Below are 26288 nucleotides of genomic sequence, written 5' to 3'. Positions count from 1 at the left end.
GTACAGGCGCCGTCTCACGAGGATCGGGCCCCCCACCGACACAGGAGCATCCATGGGTGTCTTCACCACCAGCCACGAGCAGGTCGTCTTCTGTCACGACCGGCCGTCCGGCCTGCGCGCGATCATCGCCATCTACTCGACGGCGCTCGGACCGGCGTTGGGCGGGACCCGCTTCTATCCGTACGCGTCGGAGGACGACGCGCTGCACGACGTGCTCGACCTGTCCCGCGGCATGGCGTACAAGAACGCGCTCGCCGGCCTCGACCTCGGCGGCGGCAAGGCCGTCATCTGGGGTGACCCGGACAAGGACAAGAGTGAGGCGCTGCTGCGGGCCTACGGCAGGTTCGTCCAGTCGCTCGGTGGCCGTTACTACACGGCGTGCGACGTGGGCACCTATGTGCAGGACATGGACGTCGTGGCGAAGGAGACCAAGTTCGTCACGGGACGCTCCGAATCGCACGGCGGCGCGGGTGATTCGTCGGTCCTTACCGCCTATGGGGTCTTCCAGGGCATGCGGGCAGCCGCGGAGCACCGCTGGGGCAGCCCGACACTCGCCGGCCGGCGGGTCGGCATCGCCGGACTCGGCAAGGTCGGCAAGCACCTCACTGAGCACCTCATCGAGGACGGCGCGTCGATCGTCGCGACCGACGTCAGCGAGCGCGCCCTGGAGTGGGTCCGCACCACGTATCCGCAGGTGGACGTGGTCGGCAGCAGCGAGGATCTCGTCGCGGCCGACCTGGACGTGTATGCGCCGTGCGCGCTCGGCGGGGCGCTCAGCGACGAGACCGTGGCCGTGCTGCGCGCCAAGATCGTCGCCGGCGCGGCGAACAACCAGCTGGCTCACCCGGGGGTGGAGAAACTGCTCGCCGAGCGCGACGTGCTCTACGCCCCGGACTATGTCGTCAACTCCGGCGGGGTCATCCAGGTGGCCGACGAGATCGAAGGCTTCAACTTCGCCCGGGCCCAGCAGCGGGCCGCCCGGATCTTCCACACCACCCGGGAGATCCTGCAGCTCGCGGAGGCAGAGGGGGTCCCGCCGGCGGCCGCCGCGGACCGACTCGCCGAACGGCGGATGGCCGACGTCGGAAGGCTCCGTACGATCCTCTTGTAAGACGTGACGACCACGGTACGACGGTGGTGCTTACCCAACCGGTCCGGTCGGGTAAGCAACGCCACCGAATTGGTCGGCAGGGGCGAGATGCCGAAAGGTGCCCTCGACATGTACCGTAAGAGCCACGAGAGATGCCTGACGTTGTCGGGGCCTGCCGGTAATGGCTGCCCCGTAATTCTGTGCGAGGGGGTCGAGCCATGGGGCGCGGCCGTGCGAAGGCCAAGCAGACTAGGGTGGCCAGGGAGTTGAAGTATCACTCCCCAAACACCGACCTCGACGCGTTGCAGCGCGAGCTCGCGGGCAGCCCGAAGTCTTACGACGACTACGCCGGATCCGGCGATCAAGTCGACGATGAGGCCGACGACGAGGACGACGGTAACTACGACGACTCCTCCAGCGACAGCGATTGGCGCTCACGGAGTCGTTGATCATCGGTCTACCCGGCTGACGGGCACGTGGCGACCCCACGTGCCCGCGTCATGTCCGAGACACCCGCGCGGTGGCCGTTCTCTCGACGGCACACCGCGTGGGTGTCTGGTCATAGCCTGACGCTGCTGGACCAGCCCTCAACGGGGACGGTTGTTCCAGTTGTAGAAGGTCGGGATGTTCTCGAAGTGGTTCCAGGCGCAGACGGCGCTCGCGCCGTCCTGACCACTCGCCTCCGAGCGGGCGGCCCTTGCCACGGCGGCCTCGTCGAGCAGCACACGAAGGCCGTCAGCGGCTCCGTGGACGCGCTCGGTGACCGGGTCAGCGTGCTCCGGCATGGTCCAGCACTCCCTCCAGAAGGCAAATCTTGCTGTTGCGGCAGTGATTCGTCTCGGTGCTGTCGAACCTGCCGTGCTCGAAGTAGCGGTTCGCCGCGTGGGCACCGCCGCAGAAGCCGAAGTACGCGCACGTCGAGCGGCACGCCTCGACGCCGCGCAGGTACTCCGGCACCCACCCGGCCGAGCCGGCCGCGTCGGCCAGGATCTCGGCCAGCGGGGTCCGCAGGACGCTGCCGGAGGAGAAGTCGCCGTACCGCGCGTCCGTGAAGCCCGCCAGCTCGGGTGAGAGCAGGAAGACGCGCCCGTCGGCGGCGATCGTCGGGATCGGGTCGAGCGCGGCGGGCAGGACGCCGTCGGCGCCGCCGGCCAGGACCGCGCCCGCGTAGCGCAGCGTCCACTCGATCTCCCGCACGTGGATGCGCGGATCGCGCCGCCACGCCCCGACGAGCTCGGCCCAGAAGCCGCGGACCGCGGCGGCGCCGTGGTCGTTCGCGCGGGCGTTGACGCCCTCCTGCTCCTCGATGTTGATCCCGAGGACGTCGCAGCCGAGGCCGAGGAAGTAGTCGTAGAGCCGGGTGGCGAGGCCCGGCCCGGGCGTGCTGACGACGCAGAGCGCCGAGAAGGGGATCCCGTGCCGCCGCAGCGTCTCGATGCCGCGCTGGATCCGGCTGTACGAGGGGGAGCCCGCCCGGTCGACCCGCTGGTCGTTGAGCTCGGGTGGCCCGTCGACGCTGACGCTGACGTGCATCTGGTGCTCGGTGAAGAACTCGCACCAGTCGTCGTCGATGAGCGTCGCGTTCGTCTGCACGTGGTGCTCGACGCCCTCGAACGGGGCCATCAGCTCGGCGAGCGCGGCCCGCCCGGCGGTCAGCGGCTCGCCGCCGTGCCACACCACGGAGAAGCGGTCGTTGTCCGCGGCCCACCCGTTGACCGACGCGGCGACCGCGCCCGCGACGGCGGGGCTCATCCGGTCGTTGCGGGACCGGAACGGCAGGTAGCAGTACGTGCAGTCAAGGTTGCACAACGTCGTGGGCTGCATCACGACGTAGCCTGGCACCGGCGAGATGCCGCGCATGCCGCTCCACGACACCGCCCCGTCCTCCTTTTGGGTGTAGGGACGTGTCGCTTCAGCCTAGGTCTCTTGCCCCTCCGCGGTAAGACCTGGAGATCGGAATAGGCGAGACTTCCCCAATCCCGCCTATTCCGACAGCTTCCGGCATCCCCCAGGGGGACGGTCAGCCTCGCGTGTGCGAGCCGACCATCTGCACCTGGCCGGTGCCCTCGATGACCTCGCCGACCTGCCAGGCGTCCAGGCCGCGACCGGCGAGGAACGCCAGGGTGCGGTCCGCGTCCTCGGCGGAGACGACGGTCAGCATGCCGATGCCCATGTTGAACGTGCTCTCCATCTCCATGTCCTCGATGCGCCCCTTGGTGCGCACGAGGTCGAAGATGGGCTGCGGCCGCCAGGTCGCGCGGTCGACGACGGCGTCCACGTTCTCCGGCAGGACGCGGACCAGGTTGCCCGGGATGCCGCCGCCGGTGACGTGGGCATACGCGTGGACGTCGCTCTCGGTGATGAGGTCGAGGCAGTCCTTCGCGTAGATCCGGGTCGGCGTGAGCAGCTCCTCACCGAGGGTGCGCTGCGAGCCGAACTCGTCGATGACGCTGTCCAGGCGCATGCGACCCGCGCCGAGCAGCACGTGCCGGACCAGCGAGTAGCCGTTGGAGTGCAGGCCCGAGGAGCGCAGGGCGATGACGACGTCACCGACCTCGACCCGGTCGCGGCCGAGGATCTTGTCCTCCTCGACGACGCCGACGCCGGTGCCGGAGATGTCGTACTCGTCCGGGCGCATCACGCCGGGGTGCTCGGCCGTCTCGCCGCCGAGCAGGGCGCAGCCCGCGTAGCGGCAGCCGTCGGCGATACCGGCGCCGATCTCGGCGACCCGGTCCGGCACGACCTCGCCGCAGGCGATGTAGTCGAGCAGGAACAGCGGCTCGGCGCCGCAGGCCACCAGGTCGTCGACGACCATCGCGACGAGGTCGATGCCGACCGTGTCGTGGATGCCCATGGCCTGGGCGATGGCGAGCTTCGTGCCGACGCCGTCGGTGGACGAGGCGAGGATCGGGCTCTTGTACTTCTTGAGGTCGAGCCGGAACAGGCCCGCGAACCCGCCGATGTCACCCATGACCTCGGGCCGGTGCGTGCGGTGCACCTTGGTGCGGAGCAGCTCGACGGCCTTCTCGCCGGCGTGGATCGACACGCCCGCGTCGGCGTACGTCACGGTGCGCCTGCGGCCCCTGCCGTTACCGGCGGTCCACAACTGCCGCTCGGGGGTGCTGCCCTGGCCGGTCTCACCGGCCTTCTCGGCGCGCTCATCCACGTGCGTCACTTTCTCCCCTTTGATTGCCTTGGCGGCGGCCACCGCATGGTGCTACGGGTGGGCGGGTCACGGGCGCAGCAGTGCGCCCGAGCCGCCCGGACTGGCGGCGACGCTGACCGCGCCACCGTCGGTCGTGGTGGAAGCGGCCCCCGCAGCGCGCGCCACACCTTCCAGGACGTGCTTGCCGATCACGTTGTCGGCCGGCAGCTCGATCGGGTACTGCCCGTCGAAGCACGCGCTGCACAGCCGGTTGGCCGGCTGCTCGGTCGCCGCGATCAGGCCGGGCAGCGACACGTAGCCGAGCGAGTCCGCGCCGATCGACCGGCGGATCCCCTCCAGGTCGAGCCCGTTGGCGAGCAGCTCCGCCCGGGTGGCGAAGTCGATGCCGTAGAAGCATGGCCACTTGACCGGCGGCGACGAGATGCGGACGTGCACTTCGACTGCGCCAGCTTCTCGCAGCATACGCACGATCGCACGTTGAGTGTTGCCGCGCACGACAGAGTCGTCGACGACGACGAGGCGCTTGCCCCGCACGTTGTCGCGCAGCGGGTTGAGCTTGAGCCGGATGCCCAGCTGGCGGATCGTCTGGGACGGCTGGATGAAGGTGCGCCCGACATAGGCGTTCTTGACCAGGCCGTGGCCGAAGGGGATGCCGGACTCCGTGGCGTAGCCGATCGCGGCCGGGGTGCCCGACTCCGGCACCGGCATGACCATGTCGGCCTCGACCGGGTGCTCCTTGGCGAGCGTGCGGCCGATCGCCACGCGCGCGGCGTGCACGTTGCGCCCGACGATCGTGGTGTCGGGGCGGGCCAGGTAGACGTACTCGAACAGGCAGCCCTTGGGGTCGGGGGTGCCGAAGCGGGTGGAGCGCAGGCCGTGCTCGTCGATGGCGATCAGCTCGCCGGGCTCGATCTCGCGCACGATGCTGGCGCCGACGATGTCCAGCGCGGCGGTCTCGCTGGCCACCACCCAGCCGCGCTCCAGGCGGCCGAGCACCAGCGGGCGGACGCCGTTGACGTCGCGGGCCGCATACAGGGTGTCCTCGTCCATGAACACGAAGCTGAACGCGCCGCGCAGGGTCGGCAGCACCTCCAGCGCCGCGGCCTCCACCGACAGGTCGGGGCGGGCCGCGAGCAGCGCCGTCACCAGGGCGGTGTCGTTGGTCGAGTTCATCTGGTCGCGCTCGCCGAGCTCGGCGACGCGGCGGGCCAGCTCGGCCGTGTTGACCAGGTTGCCGTTGTGCGCCAGGGCGATCGTGGTGCCGCCGCGGTCCTCGCCGGGGGCGGTGGAGCGCAGCGTGGGCTGCGCGTTCTCCCAGTTGGAGCCGCCGGTGGTCGAATAGCGCGCGTGGCCGATCGCGATGTGGCCGCGCAGGCTCGCCAGGGTCGGCTCGTCGAAGACCTGCGACACGAGGCCGAGGTCCTTGTACACCACCACGCCTGAGCCGTCGGAAACCGCGATGCCGGCCGCTTCCTGGCCACGGTGCTGCAACGCATACAGCCCGTAGTAGGTCATCTTCGCGACCTCTTCGCCCGGCGCCCAGACGCCGAACACACCGCACTTGTCCTGAGGACCTGGACGCTGGGGGTCGAGCTCGTGGCTCAACCGGCCATCGCCTCGGGGCACGTTGCCGCTCCTGTCGTCGCAGTTCGTCGGGGTTCGTCGGCGGTGTGGGTCGAGGGGAATCCGACCTGATAGGCGCCGCAATTCGGTCGCCTTCGCGCCCCAAAGTGTACGCGAGGAATTTGGCATGACGCACAGCCACAGTTCACGCGCGGTTCGTAACCAGTGTCCCGGACGAATTGCGCAGTTACAAGGGTAGATAGGCCGATAAATCAGCCCGAACTCCGCTCGCACGGATCTTCCCGGTGGTGACTGCTTCATGCCACGATTTCCGACCCGTGGCGATCTCCAGCCAGGTGGCAGGATCGGTCTCCACGACGTTGGGTGGCGTACCTCTCGTGTGACGCGGACCCTCGACACATTGAATCGCACCGTATGGAGGAACCCGCACCTCCACCGAACGGCCGGGAACACGGGACCGCAGGTCAGCCAGAAGCTCGCGCACAGCGTCACGCAGCGCGAACCGGTCCGGAACGAGTCCGGCATCCATCGCATCAAGGACGGTCTGCACCGTGTCGGAATATCGGTGCGGAGTGGACATGACGGGACGATACGACCGCCTGTGGGCCGGTCGCAACACCCTGCGCCTTTCGCCGACCCCTGTGGACAAGGCATAGTTTGCTGCGGCGCACCATGCAAAGCGAGCCCCGCTCGCATGATGGACCATCGACAGACATGCTCGGCAGAGACGCTCGGGTGAAGTCAAGATCCGGAGGGGTGTGGACGTGACTACCCACCTACGAGCCTTGCTGCTCCGCTCGGGGGCGGCGGCCGTACTGGTGACGGGCGCTCTAGTCGGCACGACAGCCGCACCAGCGTTCGCGGCCGCGAACCTCAACATCAGTGCGAGCAGCGCGACGATCACCGTCGGTGGTGGCGCGGGGTCCTCGACGATCACGGTTCGGAACACCGGCGACGCCCCTCCGAACAACGACGTCAAGTTCAGCGTCGACATCCCGGTCGGTGACCAGGGCATCTCGATGAACACGCCCGGTGGGTGCTCGAACACCTCGACGGGCTTCGAGTGCACGGTCGCGCCGGGCGATCTGCCGGCGGAGGGCTCGAAGAGCTTCACCGTCTCCTTCACGCCGCCCGGGCAGAGCTCGATCCCGGCCGGCCAGTCGCGTGACGTCAACGGGCAGCTCAAGATCCAGGGCGGCGGGAACGGCTCGATCAAGGTGACCCTGAAGGCGGCCGCGGCGACCGCGCCGGCGACGCAGACGGTGACCGAGGTCTCAGGCACGGTCAACGACTCGACCACCGGCAAGACGCTCAAGGGCGCGACCGTCACCATGGAGGACGGCGCCGGCAAGAGCCGCTCGACGACCACCAACGACGCCGGCGCCTACCGCTGGCTCGGCACCGAGAGCAACCCCATCGCCCCGGGCGGCATCTCGATCTCGGTCACCATGAACGGGTACGACGCCGGGTCGAAGAACATCAACGTGCAGGCGGGCAAGGGGAGCACCGGTAACAGGATCGCCCTGGTGCCGATCGGGTCGACCGCTTCCCCGATCGCGCCGCCGTCCATGGAGGAGACCCAGCCCGCCGGCGCCGACTCGCAGTCGGCCGCGGCCCCGGGCGCGGCGAACACGACCAACACGTCCAGCGAGGGCGGCAGCGGCCTTTCCTCGTACATCCTGATCGCGCTCGGCGCGCTCCTGGTCATCTTCGGCATCGTCGCGATCGTGCTGCTTCTGCGCCGCCGCGGTGACGACGACGAAGAGGACCTCGAGGAGGAGCCGGCCCCGCGGCGCGGCGGCGGAGGCGGGGCCCAGCGCCCCGGTTACCGCCAGGCCCAGGCCGACCCGACGATGGTCGGCGCGATGGGCGGTGCGCCCACGATGATCAACCGTGGCTCCGCGAACGACGCGACCGCGATCGTGCGCCCGGGCCGCGCCAGCGACTACGACGTGCCGCCGGACCCGTACGGCGCGCCCCTGCCGCGGGCGGGCTCCGGCTACGGTGCCGCGGCCGCCGGTGCGGGGTATGGCGCGGCGAACGGCGGCGGGTACAACGACCAGGCCGGCTACGGGCAGGAGGCCCCCTCGGCGGGCTACGGCCCCTCGTCCCGCCCGGCGGTCGACCCCTACAGCCCCGAGTACAGCGCGGGCGGCGGCAACGGCTACAACGACCAGGCCGGCTACGGCCCCTCGGGCGGCGGTGGCGGCGGGTACGCGGACTCCACCCAGCGCTGGGAGCCGAGCGCCGGCAACGGCTACGCGGGCGGCCAGGGCGGCGGCTACGGCGCGGACGGCGGTCAGAACGGCTACGGCCCCTCGTCCGGCGGCGGCTACAACGGCAACGGCGCCAACGGGTACGGCGGCGACCAGGGCGGCTATGGCCAGGGCGGCGACCAGGGCGGATACGGCCCGAGTGGCGGCCAGGGCGGCTACGGCCCCGGCGGCGGCCAGGGTGGCTACGGCCCGTCGGCCGGTAGCGGCCAGGGCGGCTACGCCCCCGGCGGCGGGGGCGACGGCTACCCGAGCGCCGGCGGTGGCTACGGCCCGAGCGCCGGCAACGGCTACAACGGCCAGGCCGACTACGACGGCCCGTACGCCGGCCGCGGCGGCTACGAGCAGCGCGGCGGTTACGAGCCCGCCGCCGGCTACGAGCGCGACGGCTACGAGCGCGTCCCCGAGCCCCCGCGGGCCGGCAACGACAACTACGAGCAGCGCGGCGGCTACGGCGACCCGCAGGGCGCCCCTCGCGGCGGTGGCGCCAACGGCGGCAACCGCCGCTCGCTGGACTGGCTCGACGACTGACACACCCGGCAAACGGCGCCTCTGACACCAGGGGCGCCGTTTTTCGTGCCGGCGGCTGACCGGAGAAGACGGGCCGTCGCAGTCGGCCTTCCGCGGTCGGCGGGTTATGTGATGTGGGTGGGGAGCGCGACTGCCGACGGCCGGGAGACGCAGGTGGGGTCCAGACCCGCGTCCATGGCGACCACCGACGATGCCGGCAGGCGCGGGTGCATCACCCGGAGCCAGCGCACCTTGCGCAGCATCTTGACGGTCGGGCCGGGCTCCCGGTGGCGGGGCGTATGGCCGATCATGCTGCTTCCTCAATGAACCGTGTCACGCAACAGAGTGTGCGTGGCCGGACACGAGGTCGTCAGCATGCGAACGGTCCCGGTCCTGCGCCGGTCAGCTTCCCCCGTTCGGGGGCGAGTGGGGCGCCCGGAGTTGAGTAACGCTACTGGTGGCGGTGGCCCATCTCGGCGTGGATCGGCTCGCCGGTGGTGAGCGCCGTCAACGCCAGTGTCAGGCGGCGGTGCAGGGACGCGCGGATGGTGGCGTCGTCCAGCGGGAGCCACCGGACGCCGGTGAGCTCGTCGGCGGCGGGGCGCAGGTCAGTGGCGGGGTCGAGGACGCCGCCGTCGAAGACGAACTGGACCTGGTCGCTCCAGGGGTCGCGGCCGGGCGTCCAGTCGACGACCAGCAGGCGGCCGGTGGGCCGGTCGAGGCCGAGCTCCTCGAGGACCTCGCGGCGGCAGGCGGCGCTCGGCGGCTCGCCGGTCTCCACGATGCCGCCGGGCAGGTCGAGGTACGGCTTGTAGTTGGGCACGACGAAGAGGATCCGGCCGGCCGGGTCCCTGATCAGGGCGCCGGCGGCGACCGTCTTGTGGGCCATCCGGCGGGCGATGCCGGGGCGGAACTCCGCCTCCGGCGGACCTTCGGCGGCGAAGAAGGCAGCGGTCACGGTGTCCATCCAACCAGGGGTGCGCCGCTCCGCCCTCAGAAGACCGCCCGCCGCATGTGGAGGCGGACGGTGGTGCCGGTGGTGCCGGTGCGCATCTCCAGCAGGTCGCAGATCTGCCGGGCGATCCACAGCCCGTGGCCGCGCTCCGAGTGCGGGTCGGCGCGCAGGAAGCCCAGGAAGTTGCCGGTGGCGGTGCCGGAGTCGGTGATCTCGCAGACGACCCGGCGGTCGGTCGCCCACATGCGGGCCTCGCCCGTGCCGCCGCCGTGCCGCAGGACGTTGGTGGCGATCTCGTTGACGGCGAGCACGTAGTCGTCGATCCGGTCGTTCGCGACGCCGAGGCGCGGGGCGTGGTCGGCGACGAACTGCCGGACCGGGGCCAGGTCGGGGTGGACCGGGATCCATTCGACGCCGGTGGCCGGGTACGGCGTGAGCGGCGTGTTGTGGGCGGCGTAGTAGGAGGCGGGCTCGGTGAAGTCGGCGCTGATCTCGCTGGCGGTGCCGACCGCGAGCCGCGGGTGGGTGCGGCGGGCGTCGTCGACGATGGTGCTGGCGAGGGCGCTGCTGTCGTAGCCGCACATGACCCAGGCGCGGGAGCCGGCGAGCGCGACGTTGACCACCGACTCGTACCGGCCCCATTCCGACGTCTCGAGGTCGTCGCGGCCGACCCAGACCGGCTCGCCGATGACCCGCAGGACGGCGCTGTCGCCGGCGAGGGCGTCGATGCGGCGGTGGTGGGCGTCGAGGGTGCGCCCGGGGGAGTCGAACCAGCCGGACGGCTCGAGGAAGGTGACGCGGTCGGCGGCGGCGTCGAGCCGCTCGTGCAGGAGGCTGGTGTTGCGGGTGGAGGTCACGGCCAGGACGGTGTCACCGCGGTGCACGCCCTCGACGATGAACGGCACGGCCGCCGCGAGGAACTGCTCGGGCGAGTCGAACAGCAGCGCCTGGTGGATCAGGGTCACGACGTCGCCCCCGTTGTGCTCCGGCGCCGGTCGCGGCGCTTCAGGCCCGTCACGACGCCCGCACCCCCGCGTCCCCGATGGTGAGGCCCTGGGTGGTGTCCCAGCCGACGATGCGCAGCACGTTGCGCAGGGTCGGGGCGAGGTGGCGCACCTCGAGGACCCGGTCCGGTGGCAGCGCCTCGGCGGCGCGGACCAGGGCACGGATGCCGGCGATGTCGATGAAGCGCAGCTCGGCGAGGTCGATCACGACGATCGGCTCGGGCCATCCCGCGGTGTGGGCGAGCGCCTCCGCGAACGGCCCGGCGGTCGAGTCGTCGACGGTGCCGATGATGCGCAGGCCGCGGGGCGCGAACGTGGGCACGATGCGGAGCCGGCGGTCGTCGTGCAGCGGGTCGATGGTCATCACCACGGGGTGCCGGGCGACGAGACCGGAGAAGTCCGCCTTGTCGAAGAGGCGCTCGTCGTACTGGCAGACCGCCGCGACCCCGTCGGAGCCGGTGACGGTCGAGGCGACACCCGACTCGTACTCGTGCAGGCGGACGGTGTCGGGCAGGGCCCAGCTCATCTCGCCGGTGAGGCGCAGCCCCTGGAAGCCGGCGGCGCGGGCGTCCCGGATGGCGTCCCGGATGCCGTCGACGAGGACGCCCGGGTCGAAGTGGTCGTCGGCCGCCGGGCGGACCTCGAGCTGGCCGCGGGCGATCGCGAGGGCCCCGTCGACGCCGCGCGGGTCGAGCCAAGCGTCGATGGCACCGGGCGCGGTCCGGTCCGAGTAGTACAGGACCCGCTCACCACGGACGAGGCCGTCGGCGATGTAGGCGGACACCACCTCGCGCTGCTCCTGGTCGCTCGCGAACGGCAGACAGAGGTGGTCGCCCAGGCGGACGTGCCGGGTGTGTTTGGTCGAGACGCTGTCGTTGATGACATCAACTTACCCATCGACGCCGGAAATGATGTCAGGCGCGGATGCAGCAGCTCGAGCAGACCTTCGGGGTCGGCAGGGTGAAGGCGAGGCAGCAGGTGCGCCGCTTGATGTCGAGGCCGCCCTGCTCGCGGGCGCTGAGGTCGACGAGGTCGTCGGCGCCGAGCGCGGCCAGCACGCGGTGGGCGGTGTCGAGGAGGACGTCCGCGGGCGCGACGTGGCCGCGGGAGATCGCGTAGGAGACCCCGGAGGCGACCGAGCCCCACAGCGTCCGCCGGCCCAGGCGGGCCTGCTTGCGCACCTCGTCGAGCATCGGGTCGAGGTGGGCGTCGACGAGCGAGCGCCGCATGACGCCCAGCAGCTCGTCCTCGTCGTCGACGATGAGCAGCCCCGGCGTGTCGGTGGCGACGATGGGGTCGGTGGCGAGGACCGCGGTGACGGGGCGGCGCAGCGCGAGAGTGAGGAAGGGCTGCCGGTCGGAGAACCGGACCAGGACGTGGTCCGGCGTCATCAGCGGTACCCGCCGCGAGCCGGTGAACCCGATCACAGCCGGCAGGGCCAGCCAGTACGAGTAGCACTTCCAGGCGAGGGCGGCGGCGGCGTGCGGCTGCGCGTCCCAGCGCCGGGCGGCGGCGCCGAGCCACTCCCGGACGCCCTCGGCGGTGAGCAGCTCGCCGGCGGCGCGCCAGCCGGGCGTGTGCGGCGGGACGAGCCCGGTGGACAGCCCTTGGAGTGATTCTTTTCCGTGCCGCAGGCCCATCTGCGCCAGCCCGGCGATCACCGGGGCCAGGGGATCGACGGCCGTCCGGCTGATGAGGGCGGTCACGTTGGGTCGCCGCTGGTGCCGGGCGGGCAGGGGGACACACTGCGAGGACGCCGCGGCGCGGCGCTCGTCCTATGCGTGTGTGCGGTGCTCACCACCGTCGGATACCCCCAGACGTGCATGCCAAGCGCACACGATACCTCGATTAGGTAAGCCTAACCACTCCAACATTGTCCGCTATCCGATGTCACTTTGTGTAACTTTGCACAGACTGACTGCTGATGCCGATGCGTTGATCAACGCCGATGGGGTGGCGTTGTCAACCCTTTTGTCGGCAAATTGTCCGCTTGACCTGTTCGGCCGCCGACCCCGAGGACACTGAATCGGGCAGGGGCCGTCTCCCTGCGAGGCTGGGACGGACATGACTTCGAGCGACTCTCCCGTGCAGCGGGCGTCAGAGGCGTTCGTCGCGGAGTTCGCGCGGTGGCGCATCGACCGCGGCATGTCCAAGAAGCAGCTGGCCGCCGCCATGGGGTTCGACGCCTCCTACGTGAGCCACGTCGAGGCCCGCCGCCACCGCCCGACCGAGGACTTCGCCCGGCGCGCCGAGGCGATCCTGCAGAGCGGCGGCGCCATCTGGCAGCGCTACAAGGAGTACGACGAGCTGCGCGCGACCGCCCGCAGCCGGGTCGGCCTGCCCGGCCGCGACCCGCCGGTGCCCGACCAGTGGCTGCCGCCCGGCACGGGACTGGTCGTCGAGCGGGAGACCGCCCGGCTGTCCTACGTCGACGGCAAATATCGGTGCACGGTCCGCCGTGCGCTGTACAACGCCGGCACCGAGCCGGTCACGCGCTACCTGGTGCGGATCTCCGTGGACCGCTACCCGGACGACCCGGCGCGCTCCAACCGCCATCACCGTGACCACCCCATGTTGTGGGACGAGCTGGCGATGGTCGCGTCGTGCGCCGGCGAGCCCATGGACTGGCGGTCCAAGACCGACCGGGACGCGCTCAAGGAGGCGTGGCTGCTGTTCGAGAACGCGCAGGGCCGCTTCCCCCTGTACCCGGGGCAGCGGACCACCATCGCGTACTCGTGGCACATCAGCGTCGAGAAGTGGGGCCACTGGTTCCAGCGCACCGTCCGCCTGCCCACCCGGCAGCTCACCATCGAGGTCGAGTTCCCGGCGCGGATGCGGCCGGTCGTCTGGGGCGTGCAGACGTCGCTGTCGGCGGAGGAGGTGCCGCTGCGCACCCCCATCACGCAGGAGCTGTCCGTCGACGGGCGGGCGGTCTTCTCGTGGCACACCGAGCAGGCGACCCTGCACGACCGCTACCGGCTGGAATGGCGCTTCCGGGGCACCCGGCCGGAGGGGGCGGTCGAGCAGCCGGACGACTGGGAGGAGCCCCCTTTCGTGCAGCCGGCCTCGAGTGACGCCATGCGCGCGGCCGGTGTGATCCAACGCGGCGACGCCGGCCTCGACCGGCCGGTGCGGCGGCTGGACCTGCCCGGTGAGTCGGCGCGGGCCGAGGACGTCATCGAGCAGCTGGCCACGGCGCTGGACCGGATCGAGGCGCTGCACCCCTTCGTGAAGGGCGTGGGGCTCGCCGCCCCACAGCTCGGCTCGGGGCTGGCGGTGGCGGTGATCCGCGCGGCCGACCCTGACGCGGAGCAGATCGTGCTGATCAACCCGAAGATCGTGGCGGAGTCGGCCGACGCCGACGAGCAGTTCGAGGGCTGCCTGTCGTTCTTCGACGTGCGCGGGCTGGTGCGGCGGCCGCTGCGGATCACCGTGGAGAGCGAGCTGCTCGACGGTTCGACGGTGACGACGGTGTACGAGCGGGCGCTGGCCCGCCTGGTGGCGCACGAGATCGACCACCTGGACGGGCGGCTCTACGTGGACCGGATGGAGGACGACGCGCCGCTCGTGCCGACGACGGAGTACCGCCAGACGGGCAAGCCCTGGCATTACGCCTGAACCCGGACGCCCGGAAAGCCGGGTGTCCGGAAGGGCGGGACGCTACAGCTCGCCAGCGGCGGAGATGTAGGCCGACTCGACGAAGACCGTGATCCAGCGGGCCGGTCGGCGGTCGGCGACCAGGTCCAGCGCGGGATCCAGGTTGAGCGAGCGGTACGCGCGCCGCATCGCGTCGTCGTCCAGCACCTTCGCCTTGCCGTTGACGTGCAGCCCGATCGCGCCGCGGGCGAAGTCGACGAAGAGCAGGCTGACCCGCGGGTCGCGCTCGATGTCGGTGATCGCCTCCGACAGTCCCGCGTCGCCGAACTCGGGCCACGCGAGCCGGTCCCCCGACAGGACCCGCACGAAGCCGGCGCCGCCGGTGACGAACGTGCAGTCGTGGCCGTCCTCCGGCTCGCCCGTCGCCACGAACAGCATCTCCTGACGGCGGATGAAGAGCTGCATCCGGTCGTCGAGCTCATTGGACACGTCGCGCGAAAGATCGGACACGGTCGGCACGGTGCACCTCCATGGGCGGCTGGCTCTGTCACCAGCCAATCACCGGTGGTGTGCGGTGGCCGGACAGTCAGTGCGATTGAGCCGAACGGCCGTACTGTCCAGCGCCCCGTCCCGGCGCGTCGAGTGGAAAAGAAGCGGTGAACACGGGACGTCGCACACTCAGTGCGATGCGTGTTCTTCCCTGGTGGCGACGCTGGCTGTCCTACGGCACCTACGTTTGACCGCGAAGGGCACCGATGAGCGATCTGTCGCGTTTACTGAAGGAGAGTTGGAGCCTCGTCGAGGAGCAGCAGGACAAGCTCGCCAGCTACTTCTACGCGCGTATGTTCCTGAACCAACCGCAGCTGAGGGACCTCTTCCCGGTCCAGATGGATGTGCAGCGCTCCAGGCTCCTCGGCGCGATCGTGACCGCCGTGCAGACCGTCGACGACCCCGACACGTTCGACGAGTACCTGCGCTCGCTCGGGCGCGACCACCGCAAGTTCCACGTGCAGCCCGAGCACTACGACGTCATCCGCGAGGCGCTGATGGAGGGCCTGCGCACCTTCGCCGGTGAACAGTGGACCTACGAGTTCGACCAGGCCTGGCGGGACGCCTACGCGGTGATCGCCGAGAAGATGATCGCCGGTGCCGAGGCCGACTCCACGAACCCGCCCTACTGGCACGCCGAGGTCCTCTACCACGAGCGGCGCAACCAGGACATCGCCGTCATCACGTGCCGTCCGCTCCAGCCGCTGGAGTACCGCGCCGGCCAGTACATCAGCGTCGAATGCAGATATCAGCCGCGGCTGTGGCGCGTGTACTCCGCGGCGAACGCGCCGCGCAAGGACGGCTCCATCGACTTCCACGTCCGGGCCGTCGGCGCCGGCTGGGTGTCCTCCGCGCTGGTCCGGAAGGTCCAGCCGGGCGACATGATCCGGCTCGGGGCGCCGATGGGCTCGATGGTCATGGACCGCCGCTCGACCCGCGACATCGTCTGCGTCGCCGGCGGCACCGGCTTCGCCCCGATCAAGGCGCTGATCGAGGAGATGACCCGGGCCAACCGGACCCGCTGGGTGCACGTGTTCTTCGGCGCCCGCAACCGCGACGACCTGTACGACCTGGCCTGCCTCAACCGGCTCGCCGCCCGCTACCCGTGGCTGTCGGTGGTGGCCGCGACCACCGACGACCCCGAGTTCCCCGGCGAGCACGGCAAGATCTCCGACGTGGTCGCCCGCTACGGCCCGTGGAACGACCATGACTTCTTCGTCTCCGGCTCGCCGCAGATGGTGCGTTCGACCCTGCGCACTCTCGCGGAGATGCAGGTCCCCGCAATTCGGATCAAATACGACGCCTTCGGGGACTCGTAACACCGGGAGGGGCGCCGTTCGTGCGGGCGGCGCCCCTGCCGAACTAGAGTTTCGCGCGTGATCGACAAGCGTGCCGTCCGCGTCGAGGTGATCCTGCTGCTCGGCGTGTCGCTCGGCCGGTCCGCGATCCTCTCGATCCTGGCGATCATCGACCGGCTCACCTACGTGAAGCCGCTCTCGGAGCAGACCGCGACGCTCAACCCGTCGATCACCCCGGACCGCCCCTGGCTCGACCTGGCATACCAGCTGGTCTACACGGGTCTGGGCTTCGTCGCGCCGCTGCTCGCGGTGTACCTGCTGCGCCGCGACCACGAGGACTGGCGCCTCGGCGTGCGGCCGGGCTCCGACCTCGGCTACGGCGTGGGCCTCGCCGCCCTGATCGGCCTGCCGGGTCTCGCCCTCGTGTGGGCGGCGCGGGAGCTGGGGATCAGCGCGCAGATCGTGCCCGAGGCGCTCGGCACGCACTGGTGGTCGGTGCCGGTGCTGATCCTGGCCGCCCTGCAGAACGGCGTCCTCGAAGAGATCGTCATGATCGCCTACCTGCTGACCCGCCTGCGGGACCTGGGGTGGAACCCCTGGGTGGCGATCGTGACCAGCGCGGCGATCCGCGGGTCGTACCACCTCTACCAGGGCTTCGGCGGGTTCATCGGCAACTTCGTCATGGGGCTGGTCTTCGGCTGGTTCTACCGGCGGACGAACCGGGTCATGCCGCTCATCGTGGCGCACACGATCCTCGACATCGTGTCGTTCGTGGGGTACGCCCTGCTCAAGGATCATTTGGCGTTCCTGAGATAGGGCAAATTGCCACACTTAGTCTGACTTGTGTGGGCCGAATCCTTCTCGTCATCACCCTCGTCGCGTCATCCGTCTTCGCGCTGCCGGTGGCGGTCTCCGGCAAGGCGGCGAGCTCGGCGCTCTACATCGTGCAGCTGGAGGGCGACCCGGCCGGGCGCCAGGAGAGCGCCCGCGGCGCGATCCGGGCCGGCCGCGCGGACGTCCTGCGCCGCGCCGGGATCCGCAGGACGGTCACGGTGTACGAGTCGGCCTTCAACGGTTTCGCCGCCGCGCTCACCCCCGAGCAGAAGGCCCGCGTGGAGCGGACCCCCGGCGTGCGCCACGTCTGGCCCAACGAGCGGCGCACCGTCGACACGGTCTCCACCACCGGCTTCCTCGGCCTGGACGGCCCGGCCGGGGCGTGGGCCAAGCACTTCGGCGACCCGTCCCGCGCCGGCGAGGGCATGATCATCGGCGTCATCGACACGGGCTTCTGGCCGGAGAGCCCCAGCCTCGCCCCGCTCCCCGAGCCCCGCCCCGACCAGGCCGTCATCGACAAGAAGTGGGCCAAGGGCGGCACCGACAAGTGCGACGAGGGCACCGGCACCGCCCAGCAGCGGATCACCTGCAACAACAAGGTCATCGGCGCCCGCTTCTACGACGGCGGCGGCTTCGGCGGCTGGGAGTCGGAGTTCCACTCCCCGCGCGACTACGACGGCCACGGCACCCACACCGCGACCACCGCCGCCGGCCTGCCCGACGTCCCCGCCACCATCAACGGCGACCCCGTCGGCACCATCTCCGGCATGGCGCCCGCCGCCCGCATCGCCGTCTACAAGGCGCTGTGGCGGCAGTCCGACGGCGAGGGCTCCGGCGGCACCGTGGACCTGCTCGACGCGGTCGACGACGCGGTCAGCGACGGCGTCGACGTCATCAACTACTCCGTCTCCGGCTCCGAGTCGCTCATCGTCGACCCGGTCGAGCTCGCCTTCTACAACGCGGCCGCGGCCGGCGTCTTCGTCGCCACGTCCGCCGGCAACAGCGGCCCCGACGAGTCCACGGTCGCGCACAACGCGCCCTGGGTCACCACCGTCGCCGCCAGCAACCACGACCGCGGCGCCGACAAGTCCGTCACCCTCGGCAACGGCAAGACGTACACCGGCGCCGGCCAGGGCCCCGCGGTGCCGTCCGCGCCGCTCGTCGACTCCGTGAAGGCCGGCCTCAAGACCGCCGACGCGGAGAAGGTCGAGCTCTGCTACCCCGGTACCCTCGACCCGGCGCTGGTCAAGGGCAAGATCGTGCTCTGCAAGCGGGGCGTCAACCCGCGCACCGACAAGAGCATCGCCGTCCGCGACGCCGGCGGGGTCGGCATGGTCCTCTACAACCCGAGCGAGAACTCGCTCAACGCCGACTACCACGTCATCCCCACCGTGCACGTCGACCACGTCGCCGGGGCGGCGATCAAGGCGTACCTGGCGACCCCGAACCCGACCGCCTCCCTCTCGGCCGTGTCGGCGGTGGTGCCGCGGGCGCCCGCCATGGCCGCCTTCTCCTCCGCCGGCCCGGCCCTCGCCGGCGGCGGCGACCTGATCAAGCCCGACATCACCGCCCCGGGCGTCGACATCGTCGCCGGCGTGTCCCCGGCCGGCCACCACGGCAACCTGTTCGACGGCGAGTCCGGCACCTCGATGTCCAGCCCGCACATCGCCGGCATCGCCGCCCTGATCCGCGCCGAGCACCCGGGCTGGTCGCCGTCGGCCGTCCAGTCGGCGCTCATGACCACCGCCGGCGTCCACGACAACACCGACGGCATGATCCAGCGGGCCGGGAAGATCGCGAGCCCGCTCGACTACGGCTCCGGCCACGTCCGCCCCTCGCAGGCCTTCGACCCCGGCCTGGTCTACGAGTCGGGCCCGCAGGACTGGGCCCGCTACGGGTGCGCCATCGGCCAGTTGCAGCTCGTCAGCGACTGGTGCCCCACCGTCGGCACCGCCGACCCCAGCGACCTCAACTACCCGTCGATCGCGGTTGCCTCGCTGCCCGGGACGCAGACCGTCGCCCGCACCGTCACCAACGTCTCCACCCAGCCGAGCGTCTACGTCGCCTCCGTCACCACGCCCCAGGGCCTCGCCGTCACCGTCACGCCGAGCACCCTGACCGTCGCACCCGGCGAGTCCGCCACCTTCAAGGTCACCATCCGGCGCACCGACGCCGCGTACCGCGTCTGGACCTTCGGCTCCCTCACCTGGACCGACCTGCGCGGCCACACCGTGCGCAGCCCCATCGGCGCCCGGCCCGTCGCGCTCACCGGCCCGGGCGAGGTCGCCGGCTCCGGCGCCGCCGGCACCGCCGCGATCGAGCTCACCGCCGGGTACAGCGGCAACGTCACCACCAAGCTCTTCGGCCTCACCCCGTCGGCCGTCCACCAGCAGAACCTCGCCGGCAGCACGGCCGCCTTCGTGCCCACGGCGCCCGCCACCGGCCCGGCCGTCTTCAAGTTCACCGTCACCGTGCCGCCCGGCGCCGAGTTCGGCCGCCTGGCCACGTTCGCCGCCGACCACGTCCCGGGCACCGACGTCGACCTCTACCTCTACCAGGACGGGCAGCTCGTGGACCGCAGCGACGGCACCACCGCCGACGAGGAGATCCCGCTCACGTCCATGGGGGTGTTCGAGGTGTACGTCGTGCGCTTCGCCGCGCCGCCCGACGCCGACAGCCGGCCGGTCGTGGCGCACACGTTCCTCGTCGGCGGCGACCCCGCCGGCAACCTCACGGTCACGCCGCCGGTCGCCGCGGTCCAGCCCGGCCGGCCGGTGACCTTCACCGCCGCCTGGCACGACCTCGACCCCGCGAAGCGCTACCTGGGCATGGTCGAGTTCGGCGACGGTGCCGCGGCCCGGGCCTGGACCACGATCGCGGTCGGCCCGGACGCCTTGCCGCCCGCTCCGGCGCCTTCCGTGTCGCCTTCCGTGTCGCCGTCGGTTTCCAGGCCCGCCCGGCCGTCGCCGTCCGCTTCGGGTTCCAGGCCCGTCCGGCCGTCGCCGTCCGCTTCGGTTTCCGGGCCTGTTCGGCCGCCGTCTGCTGTGGTGCCGTCGCTGCGGGTCGCCCCGCGGTGACCCCTACCGCCCGTCGGGGGTTGGGATCGGCTTGCGCCGGTAGTAGCGGGTGGCGCGCATGGCGATCGCCTCGGTCGACCTGACCGCGGCGACCGCCCCGATCACCGGCCCGATCCCGGGCACCGCGCGCCGGGCGATCCTGACCCCGGCGGCCTGCAGCAGCCCGCCGCCGAGCGTCCGGCCGAGCGGGCCCGCCAGCCTGGAGACCCCCACCCCGGGCCCGGCCCGCCGCGACCGTTGCGCCTGCTCCGCGGCCATGATGGCGGCCTCGGCGGTGGCGACCTCCGCGTACACCCGCTGCAGGACGAGCAGCTCGGCCGCCCGCGCCCGGTCCAGCGGATCGTGCCCGTGCGCGGCGGCCAGGTGCAGGACGAGCTTGGCGTGCAGCCAGTTGACGCCGGCCGCCTCGACCACCAGCCCCAGCGACCCGGCCGCCCCCGCCACGATCCCCAGCCTCCTGGCCCGCCGCACGAACTCCCGCGTCACCGCCCGCCCGATCGCGTCACCGTCGACGCCGGGGTAGTTCGCCGCGTACCAGGCGGCCCGCTCCCGCGCCGCCTCCCCGAGCCGCGCGACCGCGGCGAGGGCGAGCAGCTCCGGCAGGTACGCGGGATTGATCCCCCGCCCGGCCGGCTCCGCCTCCAGCACGGTCTCCTGCTCCATCTGCGGGACCCCGAGGTCGGTCGGATCGGCCTCGACCACCTCCACCCGCCCTTCGACGAGCGGCGCCTCGTCCACCACCGGCGCCGGCTTGGGTGCCTCGGGTGCCTCAGGTGCCTTGGGCGCCTCGGCTGCCGGCTCGGGCGCCTCGGGTGGCTCGGGTGCTGCGGGCGCCTCGGGTGCTTTGGGTGCCGGGAAGAGGACCTCTTGGGTCGAGGTCGCTTTCACCGCCGCCTTCTTGACGGGGGCTTTCTTGACGGGTGCCTTCTTCGCGGGCGTGGCCCCCGGTGCCGGCTCGACCTCCGCCTTGGGCTCGACCTCCGCCTTGGGTGCTGCCTTCTTCACCGGCGCCTTCTTGGCCACGGCCTTCTTGGCCGCCTTCTTCGCCGGGGCCGCCGCCTCCGGGGGCGTCACCTGGGTGGGCTCGGTGGCGGGCACCGGCTGCTCGGACGTCCGCGCCGCAGGCACCGTCTTCGCCGCGACCTTCGCGGGCGCCGCCTTCTTGGCGCTGGCCTTCACCGGCGCGGCCTTCGCCGGTGTGGCCTTCGTCACCGGCGGCGGCTGCGCGGGAGGGCTCGCCTGCTTGACCGGCGGGGGAGCGGCCGCCGGTCTCGGCTGCTTGGCGGGTTCCGCGACCGGCGCGGGAGCGGCTGCCTGCCTCGGCTGCTTCGCGGGCTCAGCGACCGGCGGAACAGCGGCCGCCGGCCTCGGCTGCGGCGCAGGTCCGGCCACCGGTGGCGGGGCGAACGGGGTCACCGGCTTCGCCGCCGGTCGCGCCACGCGGGGCTGCGGTGCCGCCTGTCGCGGCGCCTCCACGACGGGCGGCGGCGGAGCACCGAACGGCGTGGTCGCCGGACGCGGGGAAGCCGCCGGCGGCGCGGTCTCCGGGGCGGACTCCTGCGGCGGCGGCTCGAACCGCAGGGAGGTGTCGCCGAGAACCCGTGGGCGGTGGGGTGGCTCGTTGGAAGTCGGAGGCTCGGTGGACTTCGGATCCTCTTCCATTCGCAAGAGCGTAATGCGCCGACGCCGATGGCACCCGCCGTGCGACCAGGCAAACGTCCACCAGTGGACGATGTGACGCAAACCACGCGGCCCGGTCCGACGCGCCGGAGGGTCACCCTCTTTGCCCGGTCCTTCATCGGCCCTGTATCCTCGGACGGCGGCTCCTGGCGACAGGGGTTGTTGGAGGCTTCGCCTAGTTCGGTCTATGGCGCCGCACTGCTAATGCGGTTTGGGTCTTAAAGCCCATCCCGGGTTCGAATCCCGGAGCCTCCGCGCAAAACCGGTAAAACCTGGTGTGTACACTAGGCAGGCACCAAGCGCCCGTAGCTCAACGGATAGAGCATCTGACTACGGATCAGAAGGTTAGGGGTTCGAGTCCCTTCGGGCGCGCTTGATCGACAGGGCCTGAGCTGCAGCGATGCGGTTCGGGCCCTTCGTCGTTTCCGTCTCCTGTGGACGGTGGGTGTCGCATGGGTGCGACGTGGGTGCCGCCTGGGGGACGGTGGTTTCACGGCTGGACCGGCGTGTGACCTGTGCCTTTCCGGCCGGCTTTCGCTTGGTCGAGGCGGGAGCACCTGTTTTCGGTTTGGCCGGGGCCGGAGCTCCCGTGGTGGGCCGGTCGGACCGGTTCTTGCGGGCCTTGGTCTTGATCTTTTTGCGGGTGCGGCGGGCGGCGTTGAGTACCAGCTGGGCGGTGGCGTCGGCGCACCGGCGCTGAATTTGCGGCAGGACGCTGGTGTAGGTGTCGGCGGTGACGACGATGCTGGAGTGCCCGAGCAGGTCCTGCAAAGTCTTCAGGTCGGCGCCGGCCTCGTGGGCGAGGGATGCGGCGCCGTGCCGCAGGTCGTGCAGCCGGACCGGTGGCAGCCCGGCCCGGCGGACGAGGAGCCGGAACCGCGTGGTGGCGTAGTTCGGGTTGATCGGCAGCCCATCAGGCCGGGTGAAGACGTAGCCGGAGTCGGTCCAGGACGTGCCGTTCGCGGCGGCCTCCGCCCGCCGGTCCTGCTGGTAGCGGCGGTGGACGCGCAGGATCTGCACGCTGCGCCGGTCAAGGGCGACCGCCCGGCGTCCGGCCGGTGTTTTCGGGTCGCCTTCGACGACCTGGTAGCCGGCGGTGGTGCGGTTGCGTTCGATGGTCAGCACAGCGCGGTCGATGTCGCTCCACCGCAGCCCGCACAGTTCGCCGCGGCGTAGGCCGCGCAGGCCGGCCAGCCAGTAGAAGGCGAACAGCGGGTCGTCGTTGACGCTGCCGAGGAACTCGGCGAGCTGGTCGGCGGTCCACACCGCCACCGCCGGGTGTGCGCCGGTCAGCTCCCATGATTCGACGCGGGCCTCGGTCCACACCTTGGCGTGCGGCTGCTGGTAGCCCTTGATCTCGATGTGCCGGGCCGGGTTGCAGTCCAGCACGCCCTCCTTGACCGCGAGGTTGAGCGCGGCGCGCAAGGTGGTGCGCAGGTGGTGCATGGCCGACACGGACTGCGGGCGGCCCTTGGTGTTGCGGGTGTCGGCGATCGCAGCGAACACGGTCCGCAGCACTTGGGCGTCGAGGTCCGCGAGCCGGTACCGGACGAGGTAGGGGATCAGGACGGTGTCGACGTCGCGGGTGTAGTGGAACCGGGTCGTGGGCCGGATGCTGGTTCGGGAGTCGAGCCAGTGCCGCAGCCACCGCTCGACCGTCCAGCCCTGCGCGGTGCGGTCCGCCGCGGTGCCGGCGAGGAACTCGTCCCGGGCTCGGCGGGCGGCGGTCTGGGACGGGTAACCGCCGCGGCGGGCGCGTTCCCGGCGACCGAGGAGGTTGGTGGCGGAGCAGTGGAAGTACCAGGTGCCGTGGCCGCGTTCGGTGAGCCGGGGGCAGCGTTGCTCGAGTCGTCGCCGGTGGGTGTCGCGGCAGCCGCACCGTTTGAAGATCACGCCGCTGTCGGACCGCATGACCGCCTACCTTTCGCCCGGTTGTCGTCTGCGGACAGCATGGAGAGGCGCGTGCGCGTAGGCGGTCACTCGACCGGGCGACACCGGTCCGGTTCGAGGTGCTCGGCGTCACCGGGTGGGTGGGTGGTGGTCCAACAGGTAGGTGGGCCAGCGGGGCCAGGGCACCTCTTTGCCTTGCAGGTCGGCTCGTGGGTCGCCGTCGGTGCTGCGTGCGGTGACCGCATCGTGGAGCTGGTGGCTGGTCTGGGGCTGGTCGATGCCGGGCAGCAGGATGAGGCGTTGGCCGAAGGTGACGGCGACCGATCGGAGGTCGTCAGGTTGCTCGACGAGCAGGATGCGGCGCTGGTCGGGGGCTGCGGTGCGGTCGCGCAGGACTCGGACGGGCACGGTGGCGGTGTCGGGTTCGCGGAACTGGATGCGGTAGGGATCCATGACGGGGCGCAGGATGTAGCGCCAGCCGAGTGCGGCGAACGCGGCGAGGTAGGCGGCGCGGAACCAGGAGAGCTGGTCGCGGTTGGCGTTGTACTGCCGGGTGTGGATGGTGATGGTGAGGTCGGGTTTGGGTTCGGCCCGGTCGACGTAGTCGTCGAGGGTGTGCAGGTGTGCGGCTTGCTGGTCGGGGTGTTCTGCTGGGGCACGCCGAAGATCTGCAGGCTGCCGTCGTCGGTCCATCGGGCGGTGCCGCGCAGCGGGATACCGGCGGCGCGGACGGTGACCGGCAGGGTGCGGCCGGTCGCCGTGCCGCGGATGAAGAAGTCTTCGAGGTGCCGGCGGCGCACGGCGTGCGCGTCGAGGGTGGTACCGGCGGTGTTGTTGCATGCGGCGCAGGTCAGCAGCAGGCCGCGACCGCCGAGCGCGTATGGCGGGACGTGCTCCTCGGTGAGGACCCCGGCGGCGACGGCGGCTCGGGGGTAGGCGACCAGGCACAGCGGGCAGGCGTACCAGTCCTCGCCAGCGGGCAGGGCGGTGCCGAACCCGAGCCGGTCGGCGGTCGCGCGCAGCAGCGGTGAGCCGTCGTCGAACCACCGCAGCCGCTTCTCCACGATCTGCATCGTCGCGACCGCGACGGGTGCCGGTCAACCGGGGTGGTTCGCGACCCGGGCGGCGTGCTGGAACGATCGTTACCAGGTGGTTGCGATGGAACGCAGTGCGATCCAGCTCTCACCGGTCCGGGCGTAGTCCAGAACCAGTTGCAGCGGCCACTGTGCGCGGGTGCCGTAGACGGTCGCGTCGGTCACGATGCGCCCGACGAGGCGGGCGTTGTTGCCGGCGACGGCAACCTCGATGCTGCGTTCCTCGATCCCGTGGTAGACGAACTGCCCGGCCCGCATCTGGGTCAGCCATTCGGCCTTGGGCTGCCGGTATCCGGTGATGTGGGTGAGCGTGAAGCCAGCATCGAGCAGCACGTCCAGCGCATCGGTGTCACCGCCGGCCATCGCGTCGAGCTGGGCGCGGTAGGCCCGGATGACGTCATCCTCAACGCGGTCACGCGGTGGTGTGTCCATGGAGCGTCCTTTCGCCCGTAGCGCTCGCGGCGGCCTCGGTACTGCCGGTCGAGGGCGACCCGATCGCCAGGTGGCGTCTCGTCCAGCAAACCCTGTTCGCTGCTGGTCAGGGAGTATCTGCTGTTCGGGGTAATGACAGAACCTCCCACTCCGGCCCCGGCGGTCGTAGCGTCGAAGCCGTGGACAGCCGAGCCGAGATCCGTGACTTCCTCACCACCCGCCGGGCCAAGGTCACCCCTGAGCAGGCGGGCCTGCCGAACTATGGCGGGCACCGCCGCGTCTCAGGGCTGCGGCGGGAAGAGGTCGCGCTGCTGGCCGGGGTGAGCGTCGACTACTACACCCGCCTCGAGCGCGGCAACCTCTCCGGCGTCTCGGACGGCGTCCTGGAAGCCCTGACCCGGGCGCTGCAGCTCGACGACGCCGAGCGGGCGCACCTGTTCGACCTGGCCCGCGCCGCGAACACCACCGCGGCGACCGCCCGGGGCCGGCGCCGGCCGACGTCGCAGCTGCGCCCGGTGGTGCAGCGCCTGCTGGATGCGATGACGATGGCCCCCGCGTATGTGCGCAACGGCCGCCTCGACGTCCTTGGCGCCAACCCGCTCGGCCGGGCCGTGTTCGCACCGTTGTTCGACACCGCGGCCGCCACGCCGAACATCGCCCGGTTCATCTTCCTGCACCCGGCCAGCCAGGCGTTCTACCACGACTGGGAGAACCTCGCCGGGGACACCGTGGCGCTGCTGCGCGCGGAGGCCGGCCGCGATCCATACGACCGGGCGCTGACTGACTTGATCGGTGAGCTGTCGACCCGCAGCGATGTGTTCCGCACCTGGTGGGCGGCGCACAACGTCCGCCTGCACCGCTCCGGCGTCAAACACCTGCACCACCCGGAGGTCGGTGACCTCACCCTGGCCTACGAGTCCCTGGACCTGATCACCGACGTCGGGCTGCGGCTCAACGCCTACACCGCCGAACCAGGCTCCGCCTCCCAGGACGCCCTCGACCTCCTCGCCAGTTGGACCGCGGCGCCGCACGAGCGGCCCGCCGCCCGCCCGGCCGAATGAGCACGCCGACCTGAGGGGTTCTGGCAGTACCTGGAACAGCAGCCACTGCCACATCGACCGCACCGCAGCTTGGATGGACAGCACAGGGGTAGCGGTCACGAAGACGGACCGGCCCCTGCGCCCGGGCCCGACCGGAAGCAACACCGACGCGGCGTCAGCCCGCGGGCCCGCGCAACCTACTGAACGGACATTTC

At 71.5% G+C, this 26288-nt stretch carries 23 protein-coding genes, 2 tRNA genes and 1 pseudogene; 10 read left to right on the top strand and 16 right to left on the bottom strand.

Translation table 11 applies throughout. The features are described 5' to 3' along the window. Positions 1-52: 52 nt before the first annotated feature. Both AB0J72_RS00365 and AB0J72_RS00360 read left to right on the top strand, forming a co-directional pair. Positions 53-1111: a Glu/Leu/Phe/Val dehydrogenase dimerization domain-containing protein gene (locus tag AB0J72_RS00365; RefSeq protein WP_363392717.1), complete on the top strand. Its 1059-nt coding sequence runs from the start codon at positions 53-55 to the stop codon at positions 1109-1111. 197 nt (positions 1112-1308) lie between these two features. After that, positions 1309-1539 carry a DUF3073 domain-containing protein gene (locus AB0J72_RS00360; RefSeq protein WP_033365009.1) on the top strand — a complete coding sequence of 77 codons (231 nt, stop codon included), beginning with the start codon at positions 1309-1311 and terminating at the stop codon, positions 1537-1539. Positions 1540-1677: 138 nt separating this feature from the next. On the opposite strand, the gene amcA is transcribed toward AB0J72_RS00360, so the two are convergent. The 5 genes from amcA to AB0J72_RS00335 all read right to left on the bottom strand — a co-directional run bounded on the left by amcA (position 1678) and on the right by AB0J72_RS00335 (position 6420). Beyond that, complete coding sequence (gene amcA, locus AB0J72_RS00355) at positions 1678-1875, bottom strand: multiple cyclophane-containing RiPP AmcA (protein ID WP_354889862.1); 198 nt, start codon at positions 1873-1875, stop codon at positions 1678-1680. Further along, the gene (gene amcB, locus AB0J72_RS00350; RefSeq protein WP_363393913.1) at positions 1859-2950 is read right to left on the bottom strand and encodes a cyclophane-forming radical SAM peptide maturase AmcB; all 1092 of its coding nucleotides are present in this window, start codon (positions 2948-2950) and stop codon (positions 1859-1861) included. The genes amcA and amcB overlap by 17 nt, the downstream gene beginning before the upstream one ends. 160 nt (positions 2951-3110) lie before the next feature. Continuing rightward, positions 3111-4265: a phosphoribosylformylglycinamidine cyclo-ligase gene (gene purM / locus AB0J72_RS00345; RefSeq protein WP_360566655.1), complete on the bottom strand. Its 1155-nt coding sequence runs from the start codon at positions 4263-4265 to the stop codon at positions 3111-3113. A 57-nt stretch (positions 4266-4322) separates the two neighbouring features. Continuing rightward, the gene (gene purF / locus AB0J72_RS00340; RefSeq protein WP_344501210.1) at positions 4323-5882 is read right to left on the bottom strand and encodes an amidophosphoribosyltransferase; all 1560 of its coding nucleotides are present in this window, start codon (positions 5880-5882) and stop codon (positions 4323-4325) included. Between the two features lie 184 nt (positions 5883-6066). Next, the gene (locus AB0J72_RS00335) at positions 6067-6420 is read right to left on the bottom strand and encodes a sterol carrier family protein (RefSeq protein ID WP_344501211.1); all 354 of its coding nucleotides are present in this window, start codon (positions 6418-6420) and stop codon (positions 6067-6069) included. 184 nt (positions 6421-6604) lie between these two features. Here AB0J72_RS00335 and AB0J72_RS00330 point away from each other — a divergent pair, with 184 nt between their 5' ends. Further along, a complete protein-coding gene (locus AB0J72_RS00330; RefSeq protein WP_363392712.1) occupies positions 6605-8644 on the top strand; it encodes a carboxypeptidase-like regulatory domain-containing protein in 2040 nt (679 codons plus the stop codon). Positions 8645-8748: 104 nt separating this feature from the next. Here AB0J72_RS00330 and AB0J72_RS00325 read toward each other — a convergent pair whose 3' ends face one another. From AB0J72_RS00325 to AB0J72_RS00305, 5 genes are all read right to left on the bottom strand, one after another. After that, complete coding sequence (locus AB0J72_RS00325; RefSeq protein WP_363392709.1) at positions 8749-8934, bottom strand: hypothetical protein; 186 nt, start codon at positions 8932-8934, stop codon at positions 8749-8751. A 140-nt stretch (positions 8935-9074) separates the two neighbouring features. Beyond that, positions 9075-9581, bottom strand: a complete 507-nt coding sequence (locus AB0J72_RS00320; protein ID WP_363392706.1) for an NUDIX hydrolase — start codon at positions 9579-9581, stop codon at positions 9075-9077. Between the two features lie 35 nt (positions 9582-9616). Continuing rightward, positions 9617-10543 carry a sensor histidine kinase gene (locus tag AB0J72_RS00315; protein WP_363392703.1) on the bottom strand — a complete coding sequence of 309 codons (927 nt, stop codon included), beginning with the start codon at positions 10541-10543 and terminating at the stop codon, positions 9617-9619. A gap of 49 nt (positions 10544-10592) precedes the next feature. Continuing rightward, positions 10593-11402, bottom strand: a complete 810-nt coding sequence (locus tag AB0J72_RS00310; RefSeq protein ID WP_363393911.1) for an MEDS domain-containing protein — start codon at positions 11400-11402, stop codon at positions 10593-10595. 94 nt (positions 11403-11496) lie between these two features. Then, positions 11497-12288 carry a hypothetical protein gene (locus AB0J72_RS00305; protein WP_363392700.1) on the bottom strand — a complete coding sequence of 264 codons (792 nt, stop codon included), beginning with the start codon at positions 12286-12288 and terminating at the stop codon, positions 11497-11499. Between the two features lie 358 nt (positions 12289-12646). Here AB0J72_RS00305 and AB0J72_RS00300 point away from each other — a divergent pair, with 358 nt between their 5' ends. Continuing rightward, complete coding sequence (locus AB0J72_RS00300; RefSeq protein WP_363392697.1) at positions 12647-14200, top strand: peptide deformylase; 1554 nt, start codon at positions 12647-12649, stop codon at positions 14198-14200. Positions 14201-14242: 42 nt separating this feature from the next. On the opposite strand, the gene AB0J72_RS00295 is transcribed toward AB0J72_RS00300, so the two are convergent. Beyond that, a complete protein-coding gene (locus AB0J72_RS00295; protein ID WP_363392694.1) occupies positions 14243-14689 on the bottom strand; it encodes a pyridoxamine 5'-phosphate oxidase family protein in 447 nt (148 codons plus the stop codon). A gap of 245 nt (positions 14690-14934) precedes the next feature. Between AB0J72_RS00295 and AB0J72_RS00290 the strand changes: the two genes are divergently transcribed. The 3 genes from AB0J72_RS00290 to AB0J72_RS00280 are packed head-to-tail and all read left to right on the top strand — an operon-like array spanning position 14935 to position 19937. Next, on the top strand, positions 14935-16047 hold the full coding sequence (locus AB0J72_RS00290; RefSeq protein ID WP_363392691.1) for a globin domain-containing protein: 1113 nt from the start codon (positions 14935-14937) through the stop codon (positions 16045-16047). 57 nt (positions 16048-16104) lie between these two features. Further along, entirely contained in the window at positions 16105-16842 is a 738-nt protein-coding gene (locus AB0J72_RS00285) for a CPBP family intramembrane glutamic endopeptidase (RefSeq protein ID WP_363392688.1), read from the top strand. Between the two features lie 29 nt (positions 16843-16871). Next, entirely contained in the window at positions 16872-19937 is a 3066-nt protein-coding gene (locus AB0J72_RS00280) for a S8 family peptidase (RefSeq protein WP_363392685.1), read from the top strand. Between the two features lie 3 nt (positions 19938-19940). Here AB0J72_RS00280 and AB0J72_RS00275 read toward each other — a convergent pair whose 3' ends face one another. Continuing rightward, positions 19941-21149: a hypothetical protein gene (locus AB0J72_RS00275; protein ID WP_363392682.1), complete on the bottom strand. Its 1209-nt coding sequence runs from the start codon at positions 21147-21149 to the stop codon at positions 19941-19943. Between the two features lie 632 nt (positions 21150-21781). On the opposite strand from AB0J72_RS00275, the gene AB0J72_RS00270 reads away from it, so the two are divergent. Continuing rightward, positions 21782-21872, top strand: a tRNA-Ser gene (locus AB0J72_RS00270). Between the two features lie 44 nt (positions 21873-21916). After that, positions 21917-21989: transfer RNA gene (locus AB0J72_RS00265), tRNA-Arg, on the top strand. Here the strand turns inward: AB0J72_RS00265 and AB0J72_RS00260 are convergent. The 4 genes and pseudogenes from AB0J72_RS00260 to AB0J72_RS00245 all read right to left on the bottom strand — a co-directional run bounded on the left by AB0J72_RS00260 (position 21963) and on the right by AB0J72_RS00245 (position 25033). Further along, positions 21963-23528 carry a tyrosine-type recombinase/integrase gene (locus AB0J72_RS00260; protein WP_363392679.1) on the bottom strand — a complete coding sequence of 522 codons (1566 nt, stop codon included), beginning with the start codon at positions 23526-23528 and terminating at the stop codon, positions 21963-21965. The two genes, AB0J72_RS00265 and AB0J72_RS00260, sit on opposite strands and share 27 nt — an antisense overlap. Before the next feature lie 108 nt (positions 23529-23636). Further along, positions 23637-24200 (bottom strand): hypothetical protein, encoded by a 564-nt coding sequence (locus AB0J72_RS00255; protein ID WP_363393974.1) that lies wholly within the window; start codon positions 24198-24200, stop codon positions 23637-23639. A gap of 113 nt (positions 24201-24313) precedes the next feature. Next, a pseudogene (locus AB0J72_RS00250) lies at positions 24314-24580 on the bottom strand (HNH endonuclease); the annotation flags it as partial. 69 nt (positions 24581-24649) lie between these two features. Next, positions 24650-25033: a nuclear transport factor 2 family protein gene (locus tag AB0J72_RS00245; RefSeq protein WP_363392677.1), complete on the bottom strand. Its 384-nt coding sequence runs from the start codon at positions 25031-25033 to the stop codon at positions 24650-24652. 179 nt (positions 25034-25212) lie between these two features. Between AB0J72_RS00245 and AB0J72_RS00240 the strand changes: the two genes are divergently transcribed. Beyond that, positions 25213-26094: a helix-turn-helix transcriptional regulator gene (locus AB0J72_RS00240; protein ID WP_363392674.1), complete on the top strand. Its 882-nt coding sequence runs from the start codon at positions 25213-25215 to the stop codon at positions 26092-26094. The last annotated feature ends 194 nt before the right edge of the window (positions 26095-26288 follow it).

This window comes from Dactylosporangium sp. NPDC049742, assembly GCF_040674675.1.
Lineage (GTDB): Bacteria > Actinomycetota > Actinomycetes > Mycobacteriales > Micromonosporaceae > Dactylosporangium > Dactylosporangium maewongense.
The sequence above is the reverse complement of the archived record's forward strand: the minus strand, read 5'-3'. Positions and strand labels throughout refer to the sequence as shown.

Bases quoted from the DNA above. Each gene is read 5' to 3' on its own strand.
- AB0J72_RS00290 (WP_363392691.1), top strand. From the start codon at position 14,935: ATGAGCGATCTGTCGCGTTTACTGAAGGAGAGTTGGAGCCTCGTCGAG.
- amcA (WP_354889862.1), bottom strand. From the start codon at position 1,875: ATGCCGGAGCACGCTGACCCGGTCACCGAGCGCGTCCACGGAGCCGCT.
- AB0J72_RS00325 (WP_363392709.1), bottom strand. From the start codon at position 8,934: ATGATCGGCCATACGCCCCGCCACCGGGAGCCCGGCCCGACCGTCAAG.
- AB0J72_RS00260 (WP_363392679.1), bottom strand. From the start codon at position 23,528: ATGCGGTCCGACAGCGGCGTGATCTTCAAACGGTGCGGCTGCCGCGAC.
- AB0J72_RS00360 (WP_033365009.1), top strand. From the start codon at position 1,309: ATGGGGCGCGGCCGTGCGAAGGCCAAGCAGACTAGGGTGGCCAGGGAG.
- AB0J72_RS00300 (WP_363392697.1), top strand. From the start codon at position 12,647: ATGACTTCGAGCGACTCTCCCGTGCAGCGGGCGTCAGAGGCGTTCGTC.
- AB0J72_RS00335 (WP_344501211.1), bottom strand. From the start codon at position 6,420: ATGTCCACTCCGCACCGATATTCCGACACGGTGCAGACCGTCCTTGAT.
- AB0J72_RS00245 (WP_363392677.1), bottom strand. From the start codon at position 25,033: ATGGACACACCACCGCGTGACCGCGTTGAGGATGACGTCATCCGGGCC.
- AB0J72_RS00365 (WP_363392717.1), top strand. From the start codon at position 53: ATGGGTGTCTTCACCACCAGCCACGAGCAGGTCGTCTTCTGTCACGAC.
- AB0J72_RS00255 (WP_363393974.1), bottom strand. From the start codon at position 24,200: ATGGACCGACGACGGCAGCCTGCAGATCTTCGGCGTGCCCCAGCAGAA.
- amcB (WP_363393913.1), bottom strand. From the start codon at position 2,950: ATGCGCGGCATCTCGCCGGTGCCAGGCTACGTCGTGATGCAGCCCACG.